This window comes from Massilia scottii (genome assembly GCF_030846495.1).
Taxonomy (GTDB): Bacteria; Pseudomonadota; Gammaproteobacteria; order Burkholderiales; family Burkholderiaceae_D; genus Telluria_A; species Telluria_A violaceinigra.
The window spans coordinates 230196-256531 of sequence record NZ_JAVCWM010000004.1 but is presented as its reverse complement, the minus strand read 5'-3'; the positions used below and the strand labels follow the sequence as shown (position 1 = coordinate 256531).

23 protein-coding genes are annotated in these 26336 nt (G+C 62.5%); 13 read left to right on the top strand and 10 right to left on the bottom strand.

Annotated features, from left to right (window positions below):
• The first annotated feature begins 60 nt into the window (after positions 1 to 60).
• A complete protein-coding gene (locus tag RBA41_RS07180; protein WP_306622482.1) occupies positions 61 to 1320 on the top strand; it encodes a hybrid sensor histidine kinase/response regulator in 1260 nt (419 codons plus the stop codon).
• Between the two features lie 34 nt (positions 1321 to 1354).
• Here RBA41_RS07180 and RBA41_RS07175 read toward each other — a convergent pair whose 3' ends face one another.
• A complete protein-coding gene (locus tag RBA41_RS07175) occupies positions 1355 to 1843 on the bottom strand; it encodes a pyridoxamine 5'-phosphate oxidase family protein (protein WP_306622479.1) in 489 nt (162 codons plus the stop codon).
• A gap of 291 nt (positions 1844 to 2134) precedes the next feature.
• On the opposite strand from RBA41_RS07175, the gene RBA41_RS07170 reads away from it, so the two are divergent.
• From RBA41_RS07170 to RBA41_RS07155, 4 genes are all read left to right on the top strand, one after another.
• Entirely contained in the window at positions 2135 to 2548 is a 414-nt protein-coding gene (locus RBA41_RS07170; RefSeq protein ID WP_306622477.1) for a hypothetical protein, read from the top strand.
• Positions 2545 to 4002, top strand: a complete 1458-nt coding sequence (locus RBA41_RS07165; protein ID WP_306622475.1) for an ATPase domain-containing protein — start codon at positions 2545 to 2547, stop codon at positions 4000 to 4002. Before RBA41_RS07170 ends, RBA41_RS07165 begins: the two co-directional genes overlap by 4 nt.
• A gap of 8 nt (positions 4003 to 4010) precedes the next feature.
• A complete protein-coding gene (locus tag RBA41_RS07160) occupies positions 4011 to 5384 on the top strand; it encodes a hybrid sensor histidine kinase/response regulator (RefSeq protein WP_306622473.1) in 1374 nt (457 codons plus the stop codon).
• A 90-nt stretch (positions 5385 to 5474) separates the two neighbouring features.
• Positions 5475 to 8195: a hybrid sensor histidine kinase/response regulator gene (locus RBA41_RS07155; protein ID WP_306622470.1), complete on the top strand. Its 2721-nt coding sequence runs from the start codon at positions 5475 to 5477 to the stop codon at positions 8193 to 8195.
• An 18-nt stretch (positions 8196 to 8213) separates the two neighbouring features.
• Here the strand turns inward: RBA41_RS07155 and RBA41_RS07150 are convergent, their stop codons facing one another.
• Entirely contained in the window at positions 8214 to 10367 is a 2154-nt protein-coding gene (locus tag RBA41_RS07150) for a putative bifunctional diguanylate cyclase/phosphodiesterase (protein WP_306622468.1), read from the bottom strand.
• 209 nt (positions 10368 to 10576) lie between these two features.
• On the opposite strand from RBA41_RS07150, the gene RBA41_RS07145 reads away from it, so the two are divergent.
• Both RBA41_RS07145 and RBA41_RS07140 read left to right on the top strand, forming a co-directional pair.
• On the top strand, positions 10577 to 11650 hold the full coding sequence (locus RBA41_RS07145; protein ID WP_306622466.1) for an alpha/beta fold hydrolase: 1074 nt from the start codon (positions 10577 to 10579) through the stop codon (positions 11648 to 11650).
• Positions 11651 to 11752: 102 nt separating this feature from the next.
• Positions 11753 to 13294 carry a vanadium-dependent haloperoxidase gene (locus tag RBA41_RS07140; protein ID WP_306622464.1) on the top strand — a complete coding sequence of 514 codons (1542 nt, stop codon included), beginning with the start codon at positions 11753 to 11755 and terminating at the stop codon, positions 13292 to 13294.
• Here RBA41_RS07140 and RBA41_RS07135 read toward each other — a convergent pair.
• The 8 genes from RBA41_RS07135 to RBA41_RS33435 all read right to left on the bottom strand — a co-directional run bounded on the left by RBA41_RS07135 (position 13267) and on the right by RBA41_RS33435 (position 20577).
• Complete coding sequence (locus RBA41_RS07135) at positions 13267 to 13749, bottom strand: O-methyltransferase (protein WP_306622462.1); 483 nt, start codon at positions 13747 to 13749, stop codon at positions 13267 to 13269. The genes RBA41_RS07140 and RBA41_RS07135 overlap by 28 nt on opposite strands.
• Positions 13750 to 13823: 74 nt before the next feature.
• The gene (locus tag RBA41_RS07130; protein ID WP_306622460.1) at positions 13824 to 15971 is read right to left on the bottom strand and encodes a peptidase domain-containing ABC transporter; all 2148 of its coding nucleotides are present in this window, start codon (positions 15969 to 15971) and stop codon (positions 13824 to 13826) included.
• A gap of 1 nt (position 15972) precedes the next feature.
• Positions 15973 to 16527 carry a hypothetical protein gene (locus RBA41_RS07125; protein WP_306622458.1) on the bottom strand — a complete coding sequence of 185 codons (555 nt, stop codon included), beginning with the start codon at positions 16525 to 16527 and terminating at the stop codon, positions 15973 to 15975.
• A gap of 56 nt (positions 16528 to 16583) precedes the next feature.
• Complete coding sequence (locus RBA41_RS07120) at positions 16584 to 17111, bottom strand: hypothetical protein (RefSeq protein ID WP_306622456.1); 528 nt, start codon at positions 17109 to 17111, stop codon at positions 16584 to 16586.
• Positions 17112 to 17317: 206 nt separating this feature from the next.
• Entirely contained in the window at positions 17318 to 18616 is a 1299-nt protein-coding gene (locus RBA41_RS07115) for an HlyD family secretion protein (RefSeq protein ID WP_306622454.1), read from the bottom strand.
• Between the two features lie 287 nt (positions 18617 to 18903).
• Positions 18904 to 19368, bottom strand: a complete 465-nt coding sequence (locus RBA41_RS07110; protein ID WP_306622451.1) for an O-methyltransferase — start codon at positions 19366 to 19368, stop codon at positions 18904 to 18906.
• Positions 19369 to 19442: 74 nt separating this feature from the next.
• The gene (locus RBA41_RS07105) at positions 19443 to 20177 is read right to left on the bottom strand and encodes an ATP-binding cassette domain-containing protein (RefSeq protein ID WP_374709499.1); all 735 of its coding nucleotides are present in this window, start codon (positions 20175 to 20177) and stop codon (positions 19443 to 19445) included.
• Positions 20089 to 20577: a biotin/lipoyl-binding protein gene (locus tag RBA41_RS33435; RefSeq protein WP_374709498.1), complete on the bottom strand. Its 489-nt coding sequence runs from the start codon at positions 20575 to 20577 to the stop codon at positions 20089 to 20091. The genes RBA41_RS07105 and RBA41_RS33435 overlap by 89 nt, the downstream gene beginning before the upstream one ends.
• 190 nt (positions 20578 to 20767) lie before the next feature.
• Between RBA41_RS33435 and RBA41_RS07095 the strand changes: the two genes are divergently transcribed.
• The 6 genes from RBA41_RS07095 (at position 20768) to mtoX (ending at position 26336) form a co-directional block, all read left to right on the top strand.
• The gene (locus RBA41_RS07095; protein WP_306622449.1) at positions 20768 to 21769 is read left to right on the top strand and encodes an IS630 family transposase; all 1002 of its coding nucleotides are present in this window, start codon (positions 20768 to 20770) and stop codon (positions 21767 to 21769) included.
• Positions 21770 to 22153: 384 nt separating this feature from the next.
• Positions 22154 to 23059 carry a hypothetical protein gene (locus RBA41_RS07090; protein WP_306622447.1) on the top strand — a complete coding sequence of 302 codons (906 nt, stop codon included), beginning with the start codon at positions 22154 to 22156 and terminating at the stop codon, positions 23057 to 23059.
• 53 nt (positions 23060 to 23112) lie between these two features.
• Positions 23113 to 23712: a hypothetical protein gene (locus RBA41_RS07085; RefSeq protein WP_306622445.1), complete on the top strand. Its 600-nt coding sequence runs from the start codon at positions 23113 to 23115 to the stop codon at positions 23710 to 23712.
• A 57-nt stretch (positions 23713 to 23769) separates the two neighbouring features.
• Entirely contained in the window at positions 23770 to 24192 is a 423-nt protein-coding gene (locus tag RBA41_RS07080) for a hypothetical protein (RefSeq protein WP_306622443.1), read from the top strand.
• 241 nt (positions 24193 to 24433) lie between these two features.
• Positions 24434 to 24892, top strand: coding sequence for a GNAT family N-acetyltransferase (locus RBA41_RS07075; protein WP_306622441.1), 459 nt, complete (start codon positions 24434 to 24436; stop codon positions 24890 to 24892).
• A gap of 103 nt (positions 24893 to 24995) precedes the next feature.
• The gene (gene mtoX, locus RBA41_RS07070; RefSeq protein WP_306622438.1) at positions 24996 to 26336 is read left to right on the top strand and encodes a methanethiol oxidase; all 1341 of its coding nucleotides are present in this window, start codon (positions 24996 to 24998) and stop codon (positions 26334 to 26336) included.

The following is a 26336-nucleotide window of genomic DNA, read 5'->3' as shown; positions in this document are numbered from 1 at the left end:
TTTTGCCGCCATACTGCTCGGACCTGCCGCCGCCAATGTCGGCTTGCAAAAAAGGACGCCATGGCGAAGCAGCACAGCACCACAGAATCGCCCCTACCCGCGGCACACTCCCTTGCCGCCGAAGTGGCCGACTTGCGCCGTCTGCTGGGCCAGCGCGACGCCGAGATCGCCACCATGCGCGCTGAGGCCGCACGCGCCGCAGCGCGCCAGCACGCCTTCCTGGCGCTGCTGGTGCGCGAACTGCGCAATCCGCTCGCCCCCATCAGCCTGGCCAACACCATGCTGGCCAAGCTGCCCGAGCCGTCGGCCGGGCTGCTCAATGTGCACGCAGTGATCCACCGCCAGGTGCAGCACCTGAGCCACCTGCTCGACGAACTGCTCGATGCCGCCAGCCTCAATGACGGCACCATGACGCTCGCGCGCAGCCCGGCGCCGCTGGTGGCGCTGCTGCGGCGCGCGCTGCAGACGGTGCAGGTGCGCATCCTGGAACGGCACCAGCAGCTACAGCTGGACATGCCGGAAGAATTGATGGTCCATGCCGACCCCGTGCGGCTGGCGCAAGCCTTTGCCAATCTGCTGGTCAACGCGTCCAGGTACACCGCCGACGGCGGCATCATCCGCGTGGCCGCGCGCGCCCATGAGGGCCGGGCGGTGGTGACCGTGGCCGACAACGGCGCCGGCATGGCGCCGCAAGTACTGGCCGCCATGTTCGATCTGTTTACCCAGGGGGAGCGCGCGCCGGCCCGCGCCGAAGGCGGGCTGGGGGTGGGCCTGAACGTGGTGCGCAATATCGTCGAACTGCATGACGGCAAGGTTGTCGGCGCCAGCGACGGGCCGGGACGGGGCAGCGTGTTTACCGTGTCGCTGCCGCTGTGGAGCGGCGACGCCGGGGCGGCCGCGCTGGCCGGCGGCGCCGCGCCGCCCAGCCGCCGCATCCTGCTGGTCGAAGACAATCTCGACGCCAACGATACCCTGGGCCAGCTGCTGCTGGCCGAAGGCCACAGCGTCATCGCCGCGTACGACGGCATCGCCGGGCTGTCGCTGGCGCGCACCCAGGCCTTCGATGTGCTGATCTGCGACATCAACCTGCCCGGCCTCGACGGTTACGAGCTGATCACGCAGCTGCGCCGCACGGCGGGGGCGCACATCCCGTTTGCGATCGCCATTTCCGGCTACGCCCGGCCGGACAACCGCACGCGCGCCATCGCGGCCGGCTTCGGCCAGTACGTGGTCAAGCCGCTCGACATCGACGCCTTGCTGGCGCTGGTCGCCTCGGAAGCGGTCACGCGCTTTATCGCCGCCGCCGGCAACGCCCGCTAGCCGCGGGGGCAAGGGCCGGCGTTGCGCCGCCGGCTCACGCGCTGTGCGCCTTGCCGCGCAGGTCGAAAAACTCGGTATGGCCGAATCCCTTCGTGTAGTCGAGCACGGAGAGCGCCAGCGGCGTGATGCCCACGAACAGCATGCCCGGCCATGGCAGCGCGGCCGTATCGGCAACCACGTTCACGAACGCCGGAAATTTGGCGAGCAGGGCGGAAGCGGCGCGCTGCGCTTCCACCGGTTCGTGAATCATCTCGGCCATGGCGTCCATCGACAGGCCCTGGATCTCGTTCCAGCTTCGGTAGGGCGCGTTGACCGTCAGCGCCACGCGCGGATGGGTGCGCAGGTTGTGCGCCTTGTGGCTGTCGAGCGCAATGGCGACATACAGCACCAGCCCATCGGCGGCGAAGCTCACCGTGGAGGCGTGCGGCGTACCATCGTCGCGGATCGAGGCCAGGGTCAGGTCGGTCGCGGCGGCAAGGATCTTGCCGGCCAGTTCTTGCGCTCCTGGGGGAAGTTGGGTCATGGGATGTCCTTTCAGTGAGTCGGGAAGACCATGCTGTCGCGCTGGCGGACGGTGCGCCGGCTGGTGCGGGGCGCGCACGGGCGCGTCACCGGCTTGCGGACCTCCCGGTGCCCCTCCGAGCCTAGCACAAAGCGCGGCGGCGCCATGCACCGGACAGCGCTGCGCGCGAATGTTGTTTTTAAAGCATTTTTATAGAACAACTTAATAAACCTGCGCGAAACGGGATAAACGTCCATACTGCGTTACGCCCAGTCGTCAATGTGCACACGACCAATACTTACTCGGCCTTAGATGGACACCAGCGACGCGATGCGGCAAAAAATGATCGATGAGGTGCTTGCCGCGCCGCCTGGCGGCGATGGCGCGGCGCGCGAGGCTGCCCTGCGCGCCTGGGAGCGGCTGGCAAACCACCTCAGCCCCCTGATCGGGGAAACCGCGCTGTGCGCGATGTACGCGCGCGCGCGGCATGTGACGTTTCCCGACATGCACCCGAGCCCGGCCATGCGGGAGCTGCGCTCGACCGCGCTCCTGCTCGATCAGCTCGCCACGCAGCTGGCATCGATGGCGCCCCAGGCGGGCGCCGACTTCAACCGGGCGATGCTCCAGAGTTTTACCAGGCTGCTGTCTGGCCTGATAGGCGAGGCCCTCACGGTCCGTCTGATGAATACAGCATGGACCGATCGGTCCTGCGGAAAGAGTACATGAACCTGAAAGTGCAGCTGGGCCTCCAGCCGACCGGCGTGCCCGGGCTCGACACCCTGCTGGGCGGCGGCCTGAGCGAGTTTTCCTTCAACGTCATCGCCGGCGCGCCGGGGAGCGGTAAAACCACGCTGGCGCATCAGATGATGTTCGCGCTGGCCGGCCCGCACAAAAAAGCCCTGTTTTTTACCGTGCTCGGCGAGCCGCCCCTGAAAATGCTGCGCTACCAGCAGCAGTACCATTTTTTCGATATCGACAAGATCGACGACAGCATCCGCTATGTGAACCTGGCCGACGACCTGCGCGCCGGCGACTTCAGCGGCGTGCTGGAACGCATCACGCGCGAAGTCGAAGCGTTTTCGCCCGGCCTGGTGTTCGTCGATTCGTTTCGCTCGGTGGTGCAGATGGCCAAAAACGGCAATGAGGGCGTGAGCGAGCTCCAGTATTTCATCCAGGAACTCGGCACCCGCATGACCAGCTGGCAAGCGACCACTTTTCTGATCGGCGAATATGCCAACGCCGAAACGGAGGCCAATCCGATCATGACGGTGGCCGATGGCATGCTGTCGCTGAGCAACGATATCGTCGGCAACTCTTCGGTGCGCAAGATTCGCGTGGTCAAGATGCGCGGCCAGGCCCACTTGCTGGGCGCGCACACCTTCCGCATCGACGCCGAGGGCCTCAAGATCTATCCGCGCATGCTGCCGCCGTTGGGCGGGATGCAGCCCCAGGCCAACACCGCGGCGCGGGTGGCCATGGGCAGTGCGGAACTCGACGCCATGCTCGGTGGCGGCTTGCCGCGCGGACACGCGGTGATGGTGGTCGGCCCGTCCGGTTCGGGCAAGACCATCCTCGGCACGGCCTTCCTGGCGCACGGCGCGCGTCTGGGCGAACGCGGCGTGATCGCCTGCTTCCAGAAAGACGCGGCGCACTTGCGCAACGCCGAACTCGATACCCTGATCCGCGACGGCAACGTGACCCTGGTCCAGAGCCGCTCGCTCGACCTGTCGGTCGAGGAAGTGCTCGACGATCTCATCACCGCGGTCGAACGCAGCGGCGCCACGCGCGTCGTGGTCGATTCGCTGTCCGAGGTCAGCCTGTACCTGGCGCCCGAGTTCCAGAGTGACTACCGGTCCTCAGTGTTCCGCATCCTGGCCGGCCTGGCGCGCCTGGGCGTGACGGTGGTGGTGACGATGGGCCTGGACGACCGCTTCACCGAGCTGCGCTTCAGCCAGTCTGACACCGGTTTCCTGGCCGACGCCATCGTCGCCATGCGCTATGTCGAGCTGGACGGCACGCTGGCCAAGGTGCTGACCGTGGTCAAGGTGCGCGGCAGCGCCCACAGCACCGACCTGCGCCGCTACAGCATCGACGCCGGCGGTCTGCGCATCGAAGCGGGCGCGCTGACGTACACCGGCCTGCTGTCCGGGCGGGCAACGGCAATCCTGTCGCCGGAGTAGGGGAGACCATGGCGATTCATCACAGCACGGAAGGATCGCTTGCCATCACGTCAACCATTGACGCGGCACTGCCGGCCGACTGCGCCGACCCCGCCACCCTGCGCGCGATGCTGGCGCAACGGAGCGGCGAAGTGGCCAGCCTGCGCGCCGCGGCCCTGGTCCAGTCCACCCTGGGCGATGAACTGCGCGAAGCGAACGGCAACCTGGTGCTGGCCACGCTCGAGGCGCGCACCCTGCGCGACGCGGCCGAGGGCGCGCACCGGCGCCAGAATGAATTCCTGGCCATGCTGGCGCACGAGTTGCGCAATCCGCTCGCACCCATCAGCCTGGCCAACGCCATGCTGGTACGGCTGCCCGAGCCATCCATCGAACTGCTGAACCTGCACGCGATCATCCAGCGCCAGGTGCTGCACCTGACCCGCCTGCTGGACGACCTGCTCGACGCGGCGCGCATCAGCAGCGGCAAGATTACGCTGCTGCGCAGCCCGATGCCGCTGGCGGACTTGCTGCGCCGCTCCGTCCAGACGGTCCAGGTCAGGCTGCTGGAACGGCACCAGCAGCTGCAGCTGGACTTGCCGGAAGAGCTCATCGTCGACGGCGACCCGGTACGCCTGGCGCAAGTGTTCGCCAACCTGCTGGTCAACGCCTCCAAGTACACGGGCGACCATGGCCTGATCCGGGTGGCCGCGCGCGCCCACGACGGCTTTGCGGTGGTCACCGTGAGCGACAATGGCGCAGGCATGGACGCCGACGTGCTGGCCAGCGTATTCGACCTGTTTACCCAGGGGCCGCGCGCGCTGGCAAGGGCCGAGGGGGGCCTCGGCGTCGGCCTGAACGTGGTGCGCAACATCGTCGAGTTGCATGGCGGCAAGGTGGTCGGCGGCAGCGATGGCCTGGGACTGGGCAGCGTCTTCACCGTCACCCTGCCGCTGGCGGCCGGGGGCGGCCCTGCGGCCGTGCTGCCGGGCCCCAGCCCGCTGCCGGCCAGCCGCCGCATCCTGCTGGTGGAAGACAATCTGGACGCCAACGAAACGCTCAGCCGCCTGCTGCTGGGCGAGGGCCACCTGGTGACCTCGGCCTACGATGGCGTGGCCGGCCTGGCGCTGGCGCGCGCGCGCGCCTTCGACGTGCTCATCTGCGACATCGGCTTGCCCGGGCTGGACGGCTACCAGCTGATCACGCAACTGCGCAAGACCTCGGGCGCGCACATTCCATTCGCCATCGCCATTTCCGGATATGGCCAGGTGGAAGACCGCATGCGCGCCATCGCCGCCGGCTTCGGCCAGTATCTGGTCAAGCCGCTCGACGCCGACGCCTTGCTGGCGCTGGTGGCATCAAGCGCCGTCACCCGTTTCATCGGCGCCGCCGCGCGGCCGCGCTAGGCCAGGGCGGCGCGCAACTACCACAGCGGCTTCGCCGCTACCTTGATGAGCCGGGTTTTGCGCTCATAGTTTCTGACTCAAGGTGCCATCATGTTCTCTCCTCGTTCCGCATGGCAACGCCATCTGCCGCTGATCGGCTTCGGTTTTGCGCTGCTGACCTTGTACACGGCCGGGGCGCTGGCGCTGGCCAGCCCGACCCGGTCGATTGATCCGGCCATGATCTTCGGCCCGGCCGCGCTGCTGACGATGCTGTGCCTGTGGCTGTGCAGCCGGTCCAGCCGCGCGCTCCCGCCCGTGCTCAAGCGCGCGCCCGACAGCGGCCGCGCGCTGGTGCAGCGCCTGATCAAGTCGGAAGCGCTGCAGGACGCCATTTTCAACAGCGCCAATTTTTCCAGCATCGCCACCGATGCCCAGGGCGTGATCCAGATTTTCAATGTCGGCGCCGAGCGCATGCTGGGCTATGCGGCGGCCGACGTGGTCGACCTGATCACCCCGGCCGCGTTTTCCGATCCGCAGGAAGTGATCGCGCGCGCCGCCGCCCTCAGCGCCGAACTCGACACACCGATCGCGCCCGGCTTCGAGGCGCTGGTGTTCAAGGCCTCGCGCGGCATCGAAGACATTTACGAGCTGACCTACATCTGCAAGAACGGCAACCGCCAGCCGGCGGTGGTGTCGGTGACGGCCCTGCGCGACGCCGGCGGCGCCATCATCGGCTATCTGCTGATCGGTACCGACAACACGGCGCGCAAGAATGCCGAGCAGGCCCTGGTGCAGGCGGGCGCCCTGCAGGCCGCCATTTTTAATAGTGCCAATTTTTCCAGCATCGCCACCGATGCCCGCGGCGTGATCCAGATTTTCAATGTCGGCGCCGAAAAGATGCTCGGCTACGCCGCCGCCGACGTGGTCGACCGCATCACCCCGGCCGATATTTCCGAGCCGGACGAGGTGGTGGCGCGCGCCGCCAGCCTCAGCGACGAACTCGACACCCCGATCGCGCCCGGTTTCGAGGCGCTGGTGTTCAAGGCCTCGCGCGGGATCGAGGATATTTACGAACTGACCTACATCCGCAAGGATGGCAGCCGCTTCCCGGCCGTGGTGTCGGTGACGGCCCTGCGCGACGCCGACGGCGCCATCATCGGCTATCTGCTGATCGGCACCGACAATACCGCGCGCAAGCGGGTCGAGGCCGAACAGGCCCTGCTCGACCAGAGCCTGCGCGACCAGCAGTTCTACACCCGCTCGCTGATCGAATCGAATATCGATGCCCTGATGACCACCGATCCGCACGGCATCATCAGCGATGTGAACCATCAGATGGAAAAATTGACCGGCTGCACCCGCGACGAGCTGATCGGTGCCCCGTTCAAGAACTATTTCACCGATCCGGCGCGCGCCGAGGCCGGCATCAAGCGGGTGCTGGCGGCCGGCAAGGTCACCAATTACGAACTGACCGCGCGTGCCCGCGACGGCAAGGAAACGGTGGTTTCGTACAACGCCACCACCTTCCACGACCGCGACCGCAAGCTGCGCGGCGTGTTCGCCGCCGCGCGCGACGTCACCGAGCGCCAGCACTTCGAGCAAGCGATGCAGGCCAACAATGTGGAACTGGAAGCGGCCAGGGCCGCCGCCGAAAAGGCCAACCAGGCCAAATCGGATTTCCTGTCGAGCATGAGCCACGAACTGCGCACGCCGCTCAACGGCGTGCTCGGCTTCGCCCAGCTGATGGCCTCGGACGATCCGCCGCCCTCGGTCAAGCAGCAGCGCTCGATCAACCAGATCCTCAAGGGCGGCTGGTACCTGCTGCGCTTGATCAATGAAATCCTCGACCTGGCCCAGATCGAGTCGGGCAAGATATCGATTTCGACCGAACCGATGTCGCTCACCGACGTGCTCGACGATTGCTACGAGCTGGTCGGCCCGCAAGCGGCCGCGCGCGGCATTTTCCTGCTGTTCCCCACGCCCGGCACGCCGTTCTACATCAACGCCGACCGGGTGCGGGTCAAGCAGGTGCTGATCAATCTGCTGTCGAATGCCATCAAGTACAACAGCGCCGAGGGCTCGGTCCATGTGGACTGTTCCTCGCGCGCCGGCGGCATGGTGCGGGTGGCCGTGACCGATACCGGCGCCGGGCTGGGCCGCGAACAGGTGGCGCAACTGTTCCAGCCGTTTAACCGCCTGGGGCAGGAAAGCGGGGTGGAAGAGGGTACCGGCATCGGGCTGGTGGTGACCAAGCAGCTGGTCGAGTTGATGGGCGGCACCATCGGGGTCGAGAGCGATCCCGGGCGCGGTTCGCGCTTCTGGGTCGAGTTCGCCGCATGCGCCGCGCCGGCGGCCATTGCGCCGCTGTCGGCATCCGACGCCGCCGCGCTGGCGCGCGCCCGGCCGGCGCCCGGCACGGCCCTGCGCACCGTGCTGTATGTGGAAGACAATCCGGCCAACCTGCTGCTGGTCGAGCAGTTGATGGACCGCCGCCCGGACCTGAAACTGCTTACCGCCATCGACGCCCATCTGGGCATTGCCCTGGCGCGCGCCTACCAGCCCTCGGTGATCCTGATGGACATCAACCTGCCCAACCTGAGCGGCTTCGGCGCCCTGCGCATGTTGCGCGGCTACGCCGAGACTGCGCATATTCCCGTGCTGGCGCTGTCGGCCAACGCCATGCCGCGCGATATCGCACGCGGCATGGAAGCGGGATTTTTCGGCTATCTGACCAAGCCGATCCAGATCGCCGAATTCATGGCGGCGCTCGACCTGGCCCTGCTCCATGCGCAGCAGCACGGCCACGATCCGCAGCTCACGGTCGTGCACTGAGGGCGCACGCGCCCTGCCTCAGCCGGCCTGCAGCAGCTGCACGAAACGCTCTTCCGTGGTGGCCGGCGAGAACAGGAAGCCCTGCGCGTAGTCGCAGCCGGCTTGCCTGAGCCAGTCGCGCTGGCCGACCGTCTCGACGCCTTCGGCGATCACTTTCAGGCCCAGCTTGTGCGCCATCGCGATGATGGTTTCGGCGAATATCTGGCTGTTTGGGTTGGTGGTGAGCATGTCTTTGACGAAGGATTGGTCGATTTTCAGGAAGTCGACCTTGAATTTGTTCAGGTAGGCCATCGACGAGTAACCGATGCCGAAGTCGTCGATCGTGAACTGCACCCCGGCCCGCTGCAGCCGGGCCAGCTTGTCGCGTACGCCGGGCGAGTCGTCCAGCAGCACGCCCTCGGTGATTTCGACGGCGATGCGTGCGCCGGCGTGGTCGAACAGGGCCATGTCTTCTTCCCAGGAATGGCGGATCACGCGGCTCATGAAGCCGACCGGCGACTTGTTCACGCTGATCTGGAAGGGCGCGCCCGTCAGTTCGCCCAGGCGGGCCGCGCACGGAACCGCCTGCGACAGTACCCAGGCATCGATCTCGCCGATCAGGCCGGTTTCCTCGGCGATCCCGATAAAGTGCTGCGGCAGCACCAGGGTGCCGTCCGGATGGTGCCAGCGCACCAGCGCCTCGGCCTTGACGATCGTCTCGCTGGCCAGCTCGACGATGGGCTGGTAATACACCCGCAGTTCGCGTCGCGTCAGCGCCTGGCGCAGCTCGTCGATCGCCCGCAGCCGGGCCCAGGCCGAATCGCGGATGTCGGGCGTGAAGTAGCTAAAGCGGTTGCGGCCGCCCTGCTTGGCCACGAACATGGCCTGGTCGGCATTGCGCAGCAGGTCGTCGGGATGGTGCGCATCTTGCGGACAGAAGGTGATGCCGATGCTGCCCGACACATGCACTTCCTTGCCCGCGATGGAGAACGGCAGCGCCAGCTCGGCCAGGATCTGGCACACCAGCACCTCGACGAACGCAATCCGGCTCACTTCGTTGAGGATGACGGTAAATTCGTCGCCGCCGATGCGCGCCACCGTGTCGGTCGCGCGCACGCACGCCTGCAGGCGCCGCGCGACCTGCCGCAGCAGCAGGTCGCCGGTATCGTGGCCGAAGCGGTCGTTGACTTCCTTGAAGCCGTCCAGGTCGATGAACAGCAGGGCCAGGGAGAACTCGGTGCGGGCCGCGTGCCGCACGTCGTGGTCGAGCCGTTCGCGGAACAGGATGCGGTTGGGCAAGCCGGTGAGGCTGTCGTAATAGGCGTTGCGCAGGATTTGCGCTTCCGACGCCTTGAGTTCGGAAATATTGCGCGCCGTGCCGGTAATGGCATCGACCTTGCCCTCCTGGTTGCGCACCGGGATCAGGATGTAGCGGTAAGTGTGCGCCGTGCCGTCGGCCAGCGTGTGCTGCAGTTCGCCGCGGCCGGTCGCGCCGGTGTCGGCCACGGCGCGCAGGTCGCGCCCGAGCTGGGCGGCGAAGGCGGGGCAGAAATCGGCGAGGTGTTGCCTGGCGGCCGGCGTGGCGGGCGGTCCGAGCAGCTTGCCGAGGGCCTGGTTGGCGTACAGCACATGGCCGTCGATATCGGTAATGTAGTGCAGGTCGGGGGTGGCCGAGAGCAGGGTGTCGAAGCGGTGCGCGAGTTCATCCTTTTCGGTGAAGAAGGCTTGCAGCGACTCTTCCAGCGACTGGTCGACGGCATCGTTGAAGCGGATCATGTCCTCGCTGCTGAGGTCATGGCCATGGTCGCTGGCCGCCCACAGATGCATGACACTGGCGCGCAGCGCGCGAAACTCGGCAATGGTGTCGTTGGCGCTGAAGCCGGCGCCCACGCGCGCGGCCCCGTGCAGGCCGGCCTGGGTGTCCGGCTGGGCGTCCGGCTGGGCGTCCGGCTGGGCGTCCGGATCCAGGGACGGCGCGCTGCCGCCCGCCGCCTCCGGCGTGGGCGGCAGATCGAGCGCGTCGGCAATGGCATTGAGCATGCCGGCCGCATGGTCGCGCAGGGTGGCCGCCGGCAGGTAGCGCGCCGCCGGAATGCTGCGCGCAAATGCATCCCAGTTGCGCAGGATATCTTGCAAATGGGTGCGGATGAAGCGCGCAATGCGCGCCTCGTTGTTGTTCGGTCGTTTGTTCATGAAAGATGGTGCGTTAATGCCATGCAATTGGACACGCATGTCGCAAATAAGTTCCGGCAATTCTGGAAAAAGTCTCTGCAAGCGTGATCACCGCATGCCATTGACGGGATCGTGGGACGCCGGCAGCCGGCGGCGCTATCGTCGGGATGGTGCTGTTCCCGGCGCTGGCCACCCGTGCAGCGCGACACCCACGTGAGGAGACCGCGAGCATGAATTCGTCAGACTGGTTTGAAGGAATCGACCGCCTGCGTCAGCGGCAAGGAAATGCCATGGACCGCCTCGGCCTCGGGGCGCGCGTGACGCCGTCGCACGTCGTCTTCAGCGCGCCCGGGCTGCGCCTGCGCTGTTATGGCGCGGGCACGGCGCACTGTCCGCCCTTGCTGATCGTACCGGCACCGATCAAGCGCTGGTACATCTGGGACCTCTCGCCCGAGCGCAGCGTGGTGCGCAAGGCGCTCGCGCAAGGGTTCGGCGTATACGTCATCGAGTGGAGCGCGCCGCCGCGCGCCGGCGGCACGCTCGGGCTGGCCGATTATTCGGGACCGATGATCGACGCCTGCATTGCCGTCATCGCCCGCATCAGCGCGTGCCGCCAGGTCTTCCTGTGCGCCCACTCGCTGGGCGGCATCCTTGCCGCGCTGTACAGTGCCTGGCGGCCGGAGCGCGTGGCCGCGCTGGCCCTGTTCGAGGCGCCCGTCAACTTCGATACGGGCGGGCCCTTTTTCTGGAGCATCGCCGGCGCGGCGCTGCTGGCCAGCGTGCCGCGCGACCGGTCGCGCCGGATTCCGGGTTCGGTCCTGAGCGCCATCTTCGCCAATATCGCGCCGGCCGCCTTCTATGCCGGTCCCGCTATCGACTTCCTGGCCAGCGCGGTCTCGCCCAAGCACCTGGCGACCCACCTGCGCGTGCAGCGCTGGGCGCTCGATGAATTGCCCATGTCGCGCCTCTTGTTCGACGAGGTGGTCGCGCTGCTGTTCGCTCAGAACAGTTTCATGCGTGGAGAACTGGTGCTCGGCGGGGTCAGGCTGGCTCCGCAGCAGGTCACGGCCCCCTTGCTGACGCTCTACCGGCCGTTCAGCTCACTCGCGCCGCCCGATACCGTGCTCGGCTTCCATGGCGCCGCCGGCAGCGCGCACAAGGTGCTGCTGCCGTACCTGGGCGATGTCGGGGTCGCGCTGCAGCACGTCGGTCCGCTGGTGGGCGACAGCGCGCATCTGGTCGTGTGGCCGCGCGTGCTCGATTGGCTTGCACGGCTTTCGCCGACTCCGCGCCTGGTCCACTAGCGCCGGCCCGTTGACGGATTCGTCAGGCGTGCGGGCGGCGCGGCGCTATCGTCGGGCTCGGCCCCGTTCGTTTGCCCATCTACCCATATCAAGGAGAACACCATGCAACCCTTGTTCAGGCGCATCTTGTGCGCTGTTCTCACGGCCGCGCTGGCCTGGCATGTGCCGGCCGCGCCCGCGCAGCCGGACGCGCGCCCCGCAGCCGCGCCCCATGGGCAGCCGGGCGCCGATCCGGCGCCGCATCTGGCGCAGCTCAGTTCGCTCGGGCTGGCGCTGCATGTGCGCCAGTGGAGCGAGGCGGCGCTGCGCGCCAATGCGCTCGACCACACCCCGCCGCCGCCCGGTTCCGCGCGCGGCTACCGCGAGCAATATGGGCCGGCGCGCAGTGCGCGGGCGCTCGCCATCTACCACCTGGCCCTGTACGAAGCCCTCAACGCCATCGCACGCGCCTATCCGAGCTACACCGGCATGCACCCGGCGCCGGCCTCAAGCGCCCCAGACGCCGCCCTGGCGCGCGCCGCGCGCGATACCCTGATGGCGCTGTACCCGGCGCAAGCGCCGACCTTCGAGCTTGTCTACGAGCGCAGCATGGCCCGGGTGCAGGCAGGGCGCGCGCGCGACAACGGCGCCGAGACGGGCCGGCGCGCGGCCGCCGCCGTGCTGGCGCTGTACCCGCCGCGTACGGCCACCTACGAAGACCGCACCGCCGGCGTCGACTTCTTTCCGAGCAATGCGCCCGGCACATGGCGGCCCGACCCGGTCAGCCGCGATCCGCTGGCGCTGGGCGCCGTGTGGCAGCCGGTGCGCCCGTTCGTGCTGCCCTCGGCCCTCGCTTTCCGCCCCGGCCCGCCGCCGGCGCTCGCCGGCAGCGACTACGCCGCCGCGTTCGAGGAAGTCAGGCAGCTCGGCGGCGACGGCGTCACCACGCCGACCCGGCGCACCCCGGCGCAAACCGTGGCCGGCATTTTCTGGTCGTACGACGGCTCTCCCCGGATCGGCGCGGTGCCGCGCCTGTACAACCAGATCGCGCTCGAGATCGGCGAGCGGCGCGGCTTGGGCGGCATGCAGATGGCGCGCATGCTGGCCCTGGTCAACGTGGCGCTGGCCGACACCTGCCTGACGGTGTGGGGCGCCAAGTACAGCGAGCAATTCTGGCGTCCGGTGACCGGCATCCGCGAAGCGTCGGCCGGCAGCGGCCCGAGCGGCCTGGGCGACGGCAATCCGGCCACCCGGGGCGACCCGCAATGGACGCCGCTGGGGGCGCAGGCGAGCAATACCTCGGACCCGGACTTCACGCCGCCGTTTCCCTCCTATCCGTCCGGCCACGCCAGCCTCGGCAGCGCGCTGTTCCAGACCCTGCGCCGCTTCTACGGCACCGACGCGATCGCCTTCAGTTTCATGTCCGATGAATTCAATGGCATCACGCGCGACAATAACGGCCAGGTGCGGCCGCGCCTGGTGCGCAGCTTTGCCAGCCTGAGCCAGGCCGAAGAGGAAAACGGCCAGAGCCGCATTTACCTGGGCGTGCACTGGCAGTTCGACAGGCGCGCCGGCTCGGCGGTGGGGCGCCGCGTGGCCGACTACGTGTTCGAGCACGGGCTGGTGGCGCCCGACGATCAGCGTTCGCGCCAGCCGGCCCAGTAGCGCGCCATGTCCGCCTCGCGGCTGGCCACACATTCGCCCTTGCCGACGGTCACGAGGGCGGTGGAAAAGCCCGCTTCGGCGGCAACGGCCTGCATGAAGGGCGCCATCTCCGCCGCGTGCGAGGTGGCGTTGTCGACGATCAGCAGGCCGTGCGGGCGCAGCACGCGCCGGATGCCGGGCCACCAGCCGACATAGTCGGTGCGCTCGGAATCGAGGAACAGCACATCGCAGCTGCTGTCGCCCGACCGCGCCAGCAGCTGGCCGGCATCGCCCTCGACCTGCTCGATGAAGGAGCCCAGGCCGGACGCCGCGACATTCTCGCGCGCCATGCGCAGCGTCGCCGGCGCCATCTCGACCGTGGTGACCGTGCCGCCGTTCGGCGCCACGGCATCGGCCAGCCACCGGGTCGAATAACCGTTCGAGGTGCCGATTTCCAGGATGTCGCGCGCGCCCACGGCGCCGATGTGGCACTGTCAAGCGAAGCAAGCAAGGCCGGGGCAAACCCGGCCTTTTGTTTTGGAAGCATCAATCAGCTTTCTCCAGACTGCGGCGGGCCCTGCGGCCGCGCATCCTGATCCGGAAGCGGCGCGTCGTGAACGATGACGCCCCCGTGCAGCGCAACCAGACGGCGTGCACTCGCAATCGTTTCGGGCCGGTGCGCAACAATGATTCTCGTCATGTTGAGCTGTGCGATTGCGGTGTTGACCTTACTTTCAAGTATGACATCCAGGGCGCTTGTCGCCTCGTCCATCACCAGGATTTTGGGGCGCTTGTACAGCGCCCGCGCGAGCAACACACGTTGTTTTTGCCCCCCTGACAAACTGCTGCCCATATCGGCAATGAAGGTTTGGTAGCCCATCCGCATTCGCTCGATGTCGGCATGAGCGTGCGCAAGCTGCGCGCAATGTTTGATGTGGGCTATGTCGGGTCGCCGGTCCTGGAAGCAAATGTTATCGTTGAGTGAGCCGGACAGCAAAACATCATCTTGCATGACGGCCCCGAGGACACGACGGTAAGCCCGCGTTCCCAGTTGCGTGATCGGCACGCCTCCGTAGCGGATTTCTCCGTAGGTCGGTTGCAAGCATCCCAAGAGGAGCTTCACCAGTGTAGTCTTGCCGCAGCCGGAGGGGCCGGCGATTGCCACGGAGTCTCCGGGCTCGATCGTGAGGTTGATGTCACGCAGTACCCACGGTTCGGAGTCGCCATAGCGGTAGTTGACGTTGATCAGCTCCAGTTTGGGGACCAACTGGTCGATATCCTGCATGTGTTCGATATCGGGTTCGATAGATTCGAGCACGATGTCGGCCAACCGTTCGCAGTGCAGCGACAGCATTTTGTAGTCGACCACCACATTCGTCAGGGCGGTGGTTCGCGCTGTGAACATTGCACTGTAGACCATGAGGGCCATCAGCATCCCTACTGTTAACGAGCCCGTCATAACCAAGCCGGCCCCGAGCCACAACACAAGCGCTGCCGACAGCGCGCCGATCGCCATGTTGATGTTGCCGAACCAGAGACCCATCGTCTGGGCATGCACGTTTCGGTTGACAGAGTCGGTTTTCATCGCCAGCCAGTCGATGCGCCGGTCGACTTCACGGCCGAACAATTTGATGGGCCCCATCGCCCTGATCGTCTCCATCAAACAATTCTGCTCCTTCGCCGCCAGCGCCAAACCTTCGAGGTTGGCATTGTGCAGGGGCCGGTAGAAAATAATTCTCACTGTCACGTAGAGCGCCACCGTACAGCCCACCACTACCGCCAGTAGCGGGCTATAGAGAATAATCATGCCCATCGTCATGATGGCGGTGATGCCGTCGAGGAGTGCTGTGACCGCCCGGGTAGTCAACAAATCCTGGATTGGGCCGACCGAGCCGAAGCGCGACAGAATATCGGAGAGTTCACGTTTTTCAAACCAGTTCATGGGGAGCCGCACCATCCGGCCGAAGACATCGCTGATCCACTGTAGGTTGAGGTGTGTGGTCATGTACAAGATGGTCGTACCGCGTGCCAGCGAAAGGGCGGTTTGTACCAGCACCAGCAGGAGCAGCCCGAGCGCGAGGATGTTGCGCAGGCTGGTGTCGTTGGACATGAGTACGTCGTCGATCATGAATTGGTTGATGCGGGGGACGGCAAGGGTGATCAGTTCGAGTGTGAGTGCGATGGTGAACAGGAAGGCAAAGGACTGCCACCAGCCGTCCAGTGTGCCTATCAGCGCCTTGACCGACACCTTGCGCCGCTCGTCCGCCGGGGTGAAATCGATGGCACGCTCAAGTTGGAGGGCGTTGCCCGTGAATTCCCGGCTCACCTCGGCGTAGGACAGGTGTCGCACACCGAGCGCTGGGTCGTGAATGACCACTTCCTTTGCCGTGGCACGGCTGAGGACGACGAAATGGTTCAGGCTCCAGTGCAGGATAGCGGGGCTCTTGAGTTGGCGCAGTTCCTCCGGCGAGAGGGTGGTGCCCCATGGGGAGAGGTGCAGCCGCTGGGCGTACTCCGCCAAATGCCACATGCTGGTGCCGTTGAGGGAGATGGGGAAGCGTCCGCGCAGGGTAGACAGGTCGGTACGATACCCAAGGTAGGATGCAACCATGGCGAGACAGGCTAGTCCGCACTCGGCTACTTCTGTTTGGAGGATCAGCGGCAGCCGCGTGGTCGGAAATAGGGACGGTGCGACCATGTTACTTCTCCAGTTCCCAGCGCAGGGACATCTCAAGTGAGTACAGAGCGCGGGCAGGGCCATGCAGCTCAATGTCGTTTTCGCAAATTCTGCTCAGTTCGAGGTCTTGCTCTGGTGAATGTAGCCAAGCCAGGTAAGAGGGCCATTTAAACCTGAAGTAAATGCGATCCTTATTGGTGGTTAACGCGGATATGGTGTAATCGTCCTCCTGTAAAAGTTGTTCTAATCGAGGGATGAACTGGCGGGCCGTACCCCGGGTAATGATCGTCATTCTGGCTGGTAGTGTCATGCAAGGCCCCCAAATCAGCAGGCCCAGAATGAAGGCGCCCGAGCCCGATTGCAGGGGCACGACGTCCGGCCAGAGACGCGCCAGGAGAGTACAGCCTAGAAATATGAACAGGCTTAGGGCGCAAAATACAAGAAACTGCTTTAGGGATTGAAAAGGCCAGAGGTAGCGCCAAAGCGAATGGGTACGTTTTATTTTGGAAACGGCGAAAGCGGGCGGCTCCAAGGCTGCAAGATGTCCGCTGCTACCTTTATCTTTAGTAATAGACATAATAGGCTCCTTCAACACAGCCGTAACGACCGCTTACGGCTGTGTTAATGCTAAGGTTAGGCCGCCATTTGCACAACGTTGTTACCCTGACGCGAGGCGTAGGATACCGGGGCGTCGTCGGACCCTATAGGCGCCGTCGTTGGAGCCATACGCGGCACGCCATGCCTATCGATATAGCCCTTTTCGAAGTGTCCCTCGGGAGGCCGATGGTCCCGTTCCAGCAGGAAATAGGCGCCGTAGCCGACGAACCCCCCGATGACAAGCCCGCCCACAGCACCCCAGGGGCCGGCCACCGCCATTCCGTACCCCGCCCCTTTAAGAGCGCTGCCAATAAAGGTCCCGCCGGCCAGGAAGCCCGCAGCTCTGGCGGCGTTGACGAGTTCTTCATCGAACTTTTGATGCTCGATCGACAAGCCTTTATTTGTTACGTCCATCCCCAGATAGCCAGCCCCGGAAAAATCCGTTGGGGATGCAACGGGGTTTGAGAACAAGGGGTGCGCCCCGCTAATTCGGACAACCGCTTCTTGCCCGCCCTCTATTCCCACCGCGCCGATATCGTAGGAGGCTCCGTAGAAGGGGTCCATTGGAAAGCCGGGCGGAGCCGTAGGGGGGCCACCGCCGCCAACAGTATCTTCGAGAGGGCCGGTGTACTGTAAGCCGCCGACTAACTGAGTCATCATGTCTTTGTCTAACGCTTGCATAATCTACTCCACAAAATAAAAGTGCATCGTGTCCCACGCAGGCACGATTTTTTTTGGCGTTGGCCAGGCACGCGGCGCCAGTTTGCATTTCATTTTTTAACCTCTGGGGGTGTTAACTCTTTTGCCGTGCTAATGAGTGGATCGATAATCCATTCAATTAGCTTTCGACGGTCGTTGAAAATGTCTGCTTCGAGGGTTAAGCCAGGCTCGAATTGTTTTCGCTTTCCATACATCATCATGTGGTTGGTCGACAGTGCCACGGTCGCTCGGTACATCGGGACGTCCTGGCTGACGAGGGGCGGCGGGACGGCCGGATTAGCAGGGGCATGTGATCCGCCTGCGTTGTCGTTGATCGGGTTCAACTCTACCTGTTTGACGGTCCCGGCTACGCGCCCGTATTTTTGGTAAGGAAAGGCGTCAATGCGTAGATATACCGGCTGCCCGGGAGTCACCGAGGACTTCGCGGCTGAGGGGATGAACAGTCGTGCTTCCAGTTGACTGCCGTTGGGCAGGACGGTGGCGAGCACGGTGGCCGGGGGAACCGTCTGGCCTATCTCGTAGCCGAGGGCGGTCACCGTGCCGGCGGCCGGGGCCGTGATTCGTAGGGTGCTCCGGCTATCGTGCTCGGCGGCTTCCTGCTCTATGACTGCCAACTGCTGCGCCGCTTCTGTGCGCGCTATTCGCTCTTTTGCCGCGATTGTAGCCAGTTCATTTTGGACCTGCAGCAGAGTGCCTTCGGCGTTGCTCAGGTTGACGGCCATGGCGTTACGCTTGGCTAGCTCCACGTTCAAGGCGTTCTTGTACTGCGCCAGTGACGCGGGCGCAATGAACCCTTGTTGGGCAAGTTTCTCGTTACGGTCGAGGGCTGTTCGGGCGCTCTGCACCAGCTCGTTTCCGATGGCGATAGAGCCGCGGTGTGTGGCTAGCTCGGCGCTCGCTAGCCGGTGCTGGTCCGTCAGTGCTGTGGTGCGGATCGCTAGTTCGCGCAGGGCAGCGTTGCGGTATTGCAGAATTTGCTCTCGACGGTCGTTGAGGGCGGCACCGATACGGGCGTCGATAGAGCCCGTGCCGCCGATGCGTTCTGCCGACAGGTCAAATAGAACCTGGCCGGTTTTTACGGTCTGGCCTTCCTGGACGTGGCGGGCCGTGATGCGGCCCATCTGCGGTGTTACTGCTTTGATTGCCCCACCTGCGTAGACCAACTGCCCGGATACTTTTACTTTGCTGCTGTATTCGCCAAATGTGATCAGCAGCCCGAAGGCAAGCAGGATTGCAGCGCTGCAGGCCGCCGCCACCTTCATCGGCACCGGGCGCGCCAGCACAATGGCACCAGCTTTGCGATTACGACGGGCCTCGATCACTTCGACACGTATCGGTGCAAGCTTCATCTGAATCTCCAAGGCGCTGACATCGAGCCACGCCCATTCGCTGAGCGCGGCAGATGTCTGATCCTTGATGCATGGGACGTTTTTGAAGGCAGACCGATAGCCAAGTCGTCAACAACGCACCACGAGACTAGTAAAGTGCATATAGACCTATTGCACCAAAACGAAGTTCAATGTTTTTTTCACCTGAACTGTGCTGTCGCTGGCGGCTCGACCATGTAGGCCGGATCGGCGGTGGGGCGCCGCGTGGCGGACTACGTGTTCGAGCACGGGCTGGTGGCGCCCGACGATCAGCGTTCGCGCCAGCCGGCCCAGTAGCGCGCCATGTCGGCCTCGCGGCTGGCCACACATTCGCCCTTGCCGACGGTCACGAGGGCGGTGGAAAAGCCCGCTTCGGCGGCAACGGCCTGCATGAAGGGCGCCATCTCCGCCGCGTGCGAGGTGGCGTTGTCGACGATCAGCACGCGCCGGATGTCGGGCCACCAGCCGACATACTCGGTGCGCTCGGAATCGAGGAACAGCACATCGCAGCTGCTGTCGCCGGAGCGCGCCAGCAGCTGGCCGGCATCGCCCTCGACCTGCTCGATGTAGCGGCCCAGGCCGCACGCCGCGACATTCTCGCGCGCCATGCGCAGCGTCGCCGGCGCCATCTCGACCGTGGTGACCGTGCCGCCGTTCGGCGCCACGGCATCGGCCAGCCACCGGGTCGAATACCCGTTCGAGGTGCCGATTTCCAGGATGTCGCGCGCGCCCACGGCGCCGATGTGGCACTGTCAAGCGAAGCAAGCAAGGCCGGGGCAAACCCGGCCTTTTGTTTTGGAAGCATCAATCAGCTTTCTCCAGACTGCGGCGGGCCCTGCGGCCGCGCATCCTGATCCGGAAGCGGCGCGTCGTGAACGATGACGCCCCCGTGCAGCGCAACCAGACGGCGTGCACTCGCAATCGTTTCGGGCCGGTGCGCAACAATGATTCTCGTCATGTTGAGCTGTGCGATTGCGGTGTTGACCTTACTTTCAAGTATGACATCCAGGGCGCTTGTCGCCTCGTCCATCACCAGGATTTTGGGGCGCTTGTACAGCGCCCGCGCGAGCAACACACGTTGTTTTTGCCCCCCTGACAAACTGCTGCCCATATCGGCAATGAAGGTTTGGTAGCCCATCCGCATTCGCTCGATGTCGGCATGAGCGTGCGCAAGCTGCGCGCAATGTTTGATGTGGGCTATGTCGGGTCGCCGGTCCTGGAAGCAAATGTTATCGTTGAGTGAGCCGGACAGCAAAACATCATCTTGCATGACGGCCCCGAGGACACGACGGTAAGCCCGCGTTCCCAGTTGCGTGATCGGCACGCCTCCGTAGCGGATTTCTCCGTAGGTCGGTTGCAAGCATCCCAAGAGGAGCTTCACCAGTGTAGTCTTGCCGCAGCCGGAGGGGCCGGCGATTGCCACGGAGTCTCCGGGCTCGATCGTGAGGTTGATGTCACGCAGTACCCACGGTTCGGAGTCGCCATAGCGGTAGTTGACGTTGATCAGCTCCAGTTTGGGGACCAACTGGTCGATATCCTGCATGTGTTCGATATCGGTATCGTAGAATTTGCTCTCGACGGTCGTTGAGGGCGGCACCGATACGGGCGTCGATAGAGCCCGTGCCGCCGATGCGTTCGGCCGAAAGGTCAAATAGAACCTGGCCGGCTTCAACGGTCTGGCCTTCCTGGACGTGGCTGGCCGTGATGCGGCCCATCTGCGGTGTTACCGCTTTGATTGCCCCACCTGCGTAGACCAGCTGTCCGGTTACTTTGACTTTGCTGCTGTATTCGCCAAACGTGATCAACAGCCCGAAGGCATGCAGGATTGCAGCGCTGCAGGCCGCCGCCACCTTCATCGGCACCGGGCGCGCCAGCACAATGGCACCAGCTTTGCGGTTACGACGGGCCTCAATCACTTCGACACGTATCGGTGCAAGCTTCATCTGAATCTCCAAGGCGCTGACATCGAGCCACGCCCATTCGCTGAGCGCGGCAGATGTCTGATCCTTGATGCGTGGTACGTTTCTAAACGCAGACCGATAGCCCAGTCCTCAACAACGCGCCACAAGACTAAGTAACCGCCAGATTTTTCTTGTCAAAGCCTGATCGATAACGATCAGGATGGTGACAGAGATGAGGCTGCGATTGAAGCTAAGCGCTGTGGAGCGCAAGACGTTGCGCGAGATGGGTATCTACCATCCGCATGCCCGCACACGGATGCGGGCACAAGGGATGTTCCGGCTGGCGCAGGGTTTGACACTGCAACAGGTGGCCGACGAATTCGAGGTGCACCTGAACAGTGTCGAGAACTGGCGCCGGCGTTGGGATGAATTTGGCTTGGTCGGCTTGTTCGAGGGCCGGCACACAGGCCGGCCCCCGAAGTTGTCCGACGAGGAGCAGCGCCAGCTCGGCGATCTGGCGCGCGATGCGGGCGGCACTGCCAGGACGCTGCAGCGGCAGTGGGAAGACGCGGGGCATACGCCGCTCAGCCGCAACAGCATCAAAGAATATCTGAAGCGCATGGCGTTTCGCTACAAGCGTTGCCGCCTTGGCTTGAAGGACAAGCGCGGCCCCGGCGCGTTTGAACACGCCAAGGGTGTCGTGGCGTCGTTGCAGTGCATGGCGCAGGCGGGCCAATGTGATCTGCTGTATTTTGACGAGTCGGGATTCAGTCCGAATCCGCCGCTTCAGTATGGCTGGACGCCAACCGGCCACAGCCGTTGTGCCGACGCCGGGGTGCACCGGCAGCGTGTCAATGTTCTGGGTGCGCTGGGCCATGATGGCAAGCTGCTGTGGACGATCAAGGAGCAGCGCACTGTGCGCGACGACGTGATCGCCTTTTTTGATCGCATCGCGGAACAGCCGCATCCGGTGCCATGCATTGTCGTGCTCGACAATGCCAACATCCACCGCGGCGAAGCGATGGAACTGAAGCGCCGGCAGTGGCAGCGCCGTGGCCTGTACTTGTACTATCTGCCGCCCTACAGTCCAGAGCTGAACCGGATCGAAATCCTCTGGAAACAGGCCAAGTACTTTTGGCGCAAATTCGCGCGCCTGACCGGCAGTGCACTGCTCGACGAGGTCAATTCAATCATGGCAAATTATGGGACAGCATTGACAATAAATTTCCGGTGACTACTTAGCACCGTTCTAGCAATCACTAAAATTTATTATTGCCAACAAGCGTCAACAATGCGAGGCGGTATGTGGAAATACGACGCTGGTTGAAAAGGCTCAAAGCAAACCAAGGCTATCCTAAGTAATAATAGCGCTCACTCGCCATAACTCGCGCTTAGCAAATTTAGCCGTTCCAAGACTATAATTTATCAGCAAGCATTGTTATTAAGTAACTCGCATGATTCGCTTGTTCGTAAGCATCTTTCTATTTTGTTTTTTTTCCCGCCTAGAATAGACACAGTTTTCTCGCGGCGTACGCTGTTGCAAAATGAACTATTAACTTAAAATGGGTTCAAGATAAAGTGTGTGCCACAATCATATTTTTCGCAAATAAAAAATAGAATGAAAATGAGCTCTTCTCGAACCTTATTAGTTTGCATTGCAATAGCATCATTTTCTTTCGTGCTATGGATAAATTACTCCAATCGGAACAATTTATTGATAGCGAAAAATATAAGTGTTGAACATGCAAATAAAACTCATTTAAAAACTGAAGACAACAATACCCCCGTATCAATTCAAAAAGATACGCCAGTCTCCTGTTCGCCATCCAATAGTCCCTTGGTAACCAAGTTGATGCGCAATACGAAAACAGCGAGTTCGGAAATCGACGATTTAATGGCTGACGGTTACGTTAATCCTGACGCGCTTTTAGAGCAGGCTCGCGCCGGCAAAGAATTTGCGGCAATAGCAATGTTTAAGATTATCAGGAATTGCTATTTGATGATGGAACCACCGTCGTTAGGAAAAATGGTTAGCGAGAAGATTCCCGTTCAGCACCAAAATTGCCCTTCGCTACCAAGTGATGTCGTACGAAACCCATTAAAACTATTAGAAGATGCAGCAAACATGGGATCGACTGAAGCAATGCTATTTTACGCAATGAATTCTCGGTCATTTTCTCAATTTTATACCAGAAAGAATACAAATGAATCTGTGCAACTTTCTCGCATTGTATTAAAGCAGGCGGAGATTTATGGAGAGCAAGCAGCCCGTGATGGCCTCCTGGAAGCATACGGATTTATGTTTGGCGCATACATGACGGGTCAGTTCGGCACACGGGATTTAACTTTAGCATATAGCTATGGTCTTCCTTTGGCGGCAAATAAAAACAACCCTGCAATAAGCGGTCAACTCAGTAAAATTGGCATGACGCTTTCTCCGCTTGAAAAAACAAAAGCAGAGCAATTTACGTACGGATGCACCGTTAATAAGGAGGCAAACTCATTAAATAGCCCGTTTAAATAATATAAATATAGTGAAGATATTATTATAAATGAAATTTTTGATTGAGGAAAAACATGCTAATCCTGAAAACTATGTTGCATCGTTTTCTCACTGTGGTTCTATTAAGCAGTGTGATTGCTCCAGCCCTAGCTCAAGACCCCATAGTGATAATTCATGGGGATCGTGAGTGCATGGGTTGGTATACGAAATGCGAAATAATTGACGGAGGGGGCGGCAGGGGCGGAGGCGGCAGAGGGAGCGGAGGCTACGATGACAATGAAGGTGGCGGTGGTGGCGGTGGCGGTGGCTACGTCTCCAACAATAATGATGGAACTACTGGAGTTGCTTTAGATAAAAATCGTTTTCAACCCGGTTGTCTTGGCGAACAAATCTTTGTGGAGTCAACTTTGCAGAGTGTAATACTCAACGGGCAGCCTGTAGGAACACCTGTTGATCTTGAACTGGGTGATCCACTTTACAACAATGGTGAATGGGAAAAATTTCAGACTGAAACCATCCAACGTTCGACGCGTAAGGGCGATCCTTATACAATGGCGAAACGTATTCGCATTCATTACATGTATAATCACGTTACTAACCAAGTAGCTCAAGTTAAATTTAAGAATTCATACCAATTTGGGTGTGAAGGCATCTCTCACGCAGTGGGGGGATAATTTTTCCGAGGCGCATTAAGCAAAACAACTGCGTCTCATTTTTCACAGGAGGGTATATTGAATCCGGGAATAAAATTTGTACGACTGGAACCGAATTCACAAGAATTTGAACTTCATGTTACCGTTGCTACTGAATTAGCGTCGTTTACTACTCAAATGTATGTCTCCAACGCTATCATTAGCAGGCTGGGTGACGGCCTGGAAAATTTGATTGAGAGGCGGAGTGTATTTGATTTTGAGATTGGTCGTTTTGGCCCAGAGTATGCTGGCGGAGCACTACGGTTGCGCTTTAACGGAATTGGAAGTAGATATTATATAACAGCGAATGTACAATCTAGCTATGCTGATTTCGGGAAATACTTAGTGGCATCAGATGCAAATTTATACTTTGAAACCGAGTTAATGTCTATTGATCAGTTCATTGTTGAATTACGAGCATTCAGCAATATGCATTGCGATGAGGCAAATTTGATGCGCTAAATACTTCCCTTGCAGATCATTGCATTTTATTCGCCTCTACGGTGCCGCTAACTACCGGCGCGCGATTGTGCGCCCATCCGTGGCCGGCTTCTCGTGAACGCCGGCCACGTTGCCGACAGCCTTGGCGCCACTCTCGTTCAACCGCGGGCGTCAACAAAAACACGGCTCGCGCGTTCGTGGATATGATGGCGGTGGAGCAGCACGCTCCGTGTCGGTAACAGTCGCCAACAAGAAAATGCACATGAAAAAAATCACCACCCGGCTGGCCACGATGGATGACATCGACCAGCTCGCCGTCCTGTTCGACGCCTACCGCCAGTTCTACGAACTCGCGCCGGACCTGACCCTGTCGCACCAGTTCATCCACGACCGCATGCTCGGCAGCGAATCGGTCTTGATCCTGGCCGAAGATGAAGAGGGCACGGCCGCCGGTTTCTGCCAGCTGTACCCGAGCTTTTGCTCGCTCGCCGCCGCGCCCATCTACGCGCTGTACGACCTGTACGTGCGGCCCGAAGCGCGCAAGCTCGGCGCCGGCCGCGCGCTGCTGCTGGCGGCCGAGGCGCACGCGCTGCGCAACGGCGCCCTGCGGCTCGACCTGACCACCGCCAAAACCAACCTGGCGGCGCAAAGCCTGTACACGGCGCTCGGCTGGCAGCGCGACGATATTTTCTACGCCTACAGCAAAACCCTGGCTGCGTAGTTTGATCTGGCGCAAGCCCAGGCGATATGTTTTTCATCCATTGCGGAGCAAGGTCAAACAGGCGTACATTAGCGTCTTCATAAGCTTGATCAGGAGATCAGCAATGGGTTCCAGTAAATTGATGCGCTTGAGTTTGCTTGCCGCTGTCGCCCTGGGCGTCACCGCCGTTCCGCTCGCCTCGCGCGCGGACGAAACCTGCAATTCGCCGTACATGTCGGGCCTGATCAAGGGGCAGGAAGATTTTCTGTACGTGTGGACCCTCGGCGTGAAGGGCGTGGGCGACGGCTTCGATAAACTGGTGACCATGGACGTCAATCCGGCCTCGAAAAAATTCGGCCAGGTGATCGGCCACGTGTCGGTCGGCAAGCGCGGCGAGGCCCATCACATGGGCTTTACCGACGACCGCCGCTTCCTCTGGGCGGGCGGCCTGGACGACAGCAAGATCTATGTGTTCGACGTGCACACCAACCCGGCCAAGCCGAAACTGGTCAAGACCATCGACGACTTCGCCAAGCGCTCCGGTTACGTCGGCCCGCACACCTTTTATGCGCTGCCGGGCCGCATGCTGATCGGCGCGCTGTCGAACGACAAGGACCGCGGCGGGGTCACCGGCATGGCGGTCTACAACACCAAGGGCGACTTCATCGCCAAACACGCGATGCCGACCACCAACGGCGGCGACGGCTACGGCTACGATATCGCCATCAATCCAGGCAAGAACGCGATGCTGACGTCGAGCTTTACCGGCGCGGTGAACTACATGACCGATCTGGGCAAGCTGATCAAGGACCCGGCCGCCATGAAACAGTTCGGCAACACCATGGTCATGTGGAACCTGAAGTCGATGCAGCCGGAAAAAGTGCTCAACGTGCCCGGCGCGCCGCTGGAAATCCGCTGGTCGTTGAACGAGGGCGACGAGTGGGCCATCACGGCCACCGCGCTGACCTCGAAAATCTGGCTGGTCAAGAAAGATGCCAGCGGCGCCTGGCAAGCCAAGGACGTGGCCACCATCGGCGACCCGGCCAAGGTGCCGCTGCCGGTCGACCTGTCGATCACGGCCGACGGCAAGGGCTTGTGGGTGAATACCTTCATGGATGGCACCACGCATTATTTTGACATCAGCAATCCGGAAGCGCCCAAGGAAACCTATTCCAAGCGCACCGGTTCTCAGGTGAACATGGTCTCGCAAAGCTGGGACGGCAAGCGCCTGTACATCAGCAGTTCGCTGCTGGCCAAGTGGGACAAGAAGGGCGCCGACGACGAGCAGTTCGTCAAGCTGTTCGCGTGGGATGGCAAGGAGCTCAAGGAAACCTTCAAGGCCGACTTCGCCAAGCTGAAACTGGGCCGCGCGCACCACATGAAGTTCGGCGCCGCGAGCGCCAAGGCGGGCGCCATGGTCAGCGCCGACGCGGGGCAGGGCGCGCCGCGCGTGGCGGGCCGCTGA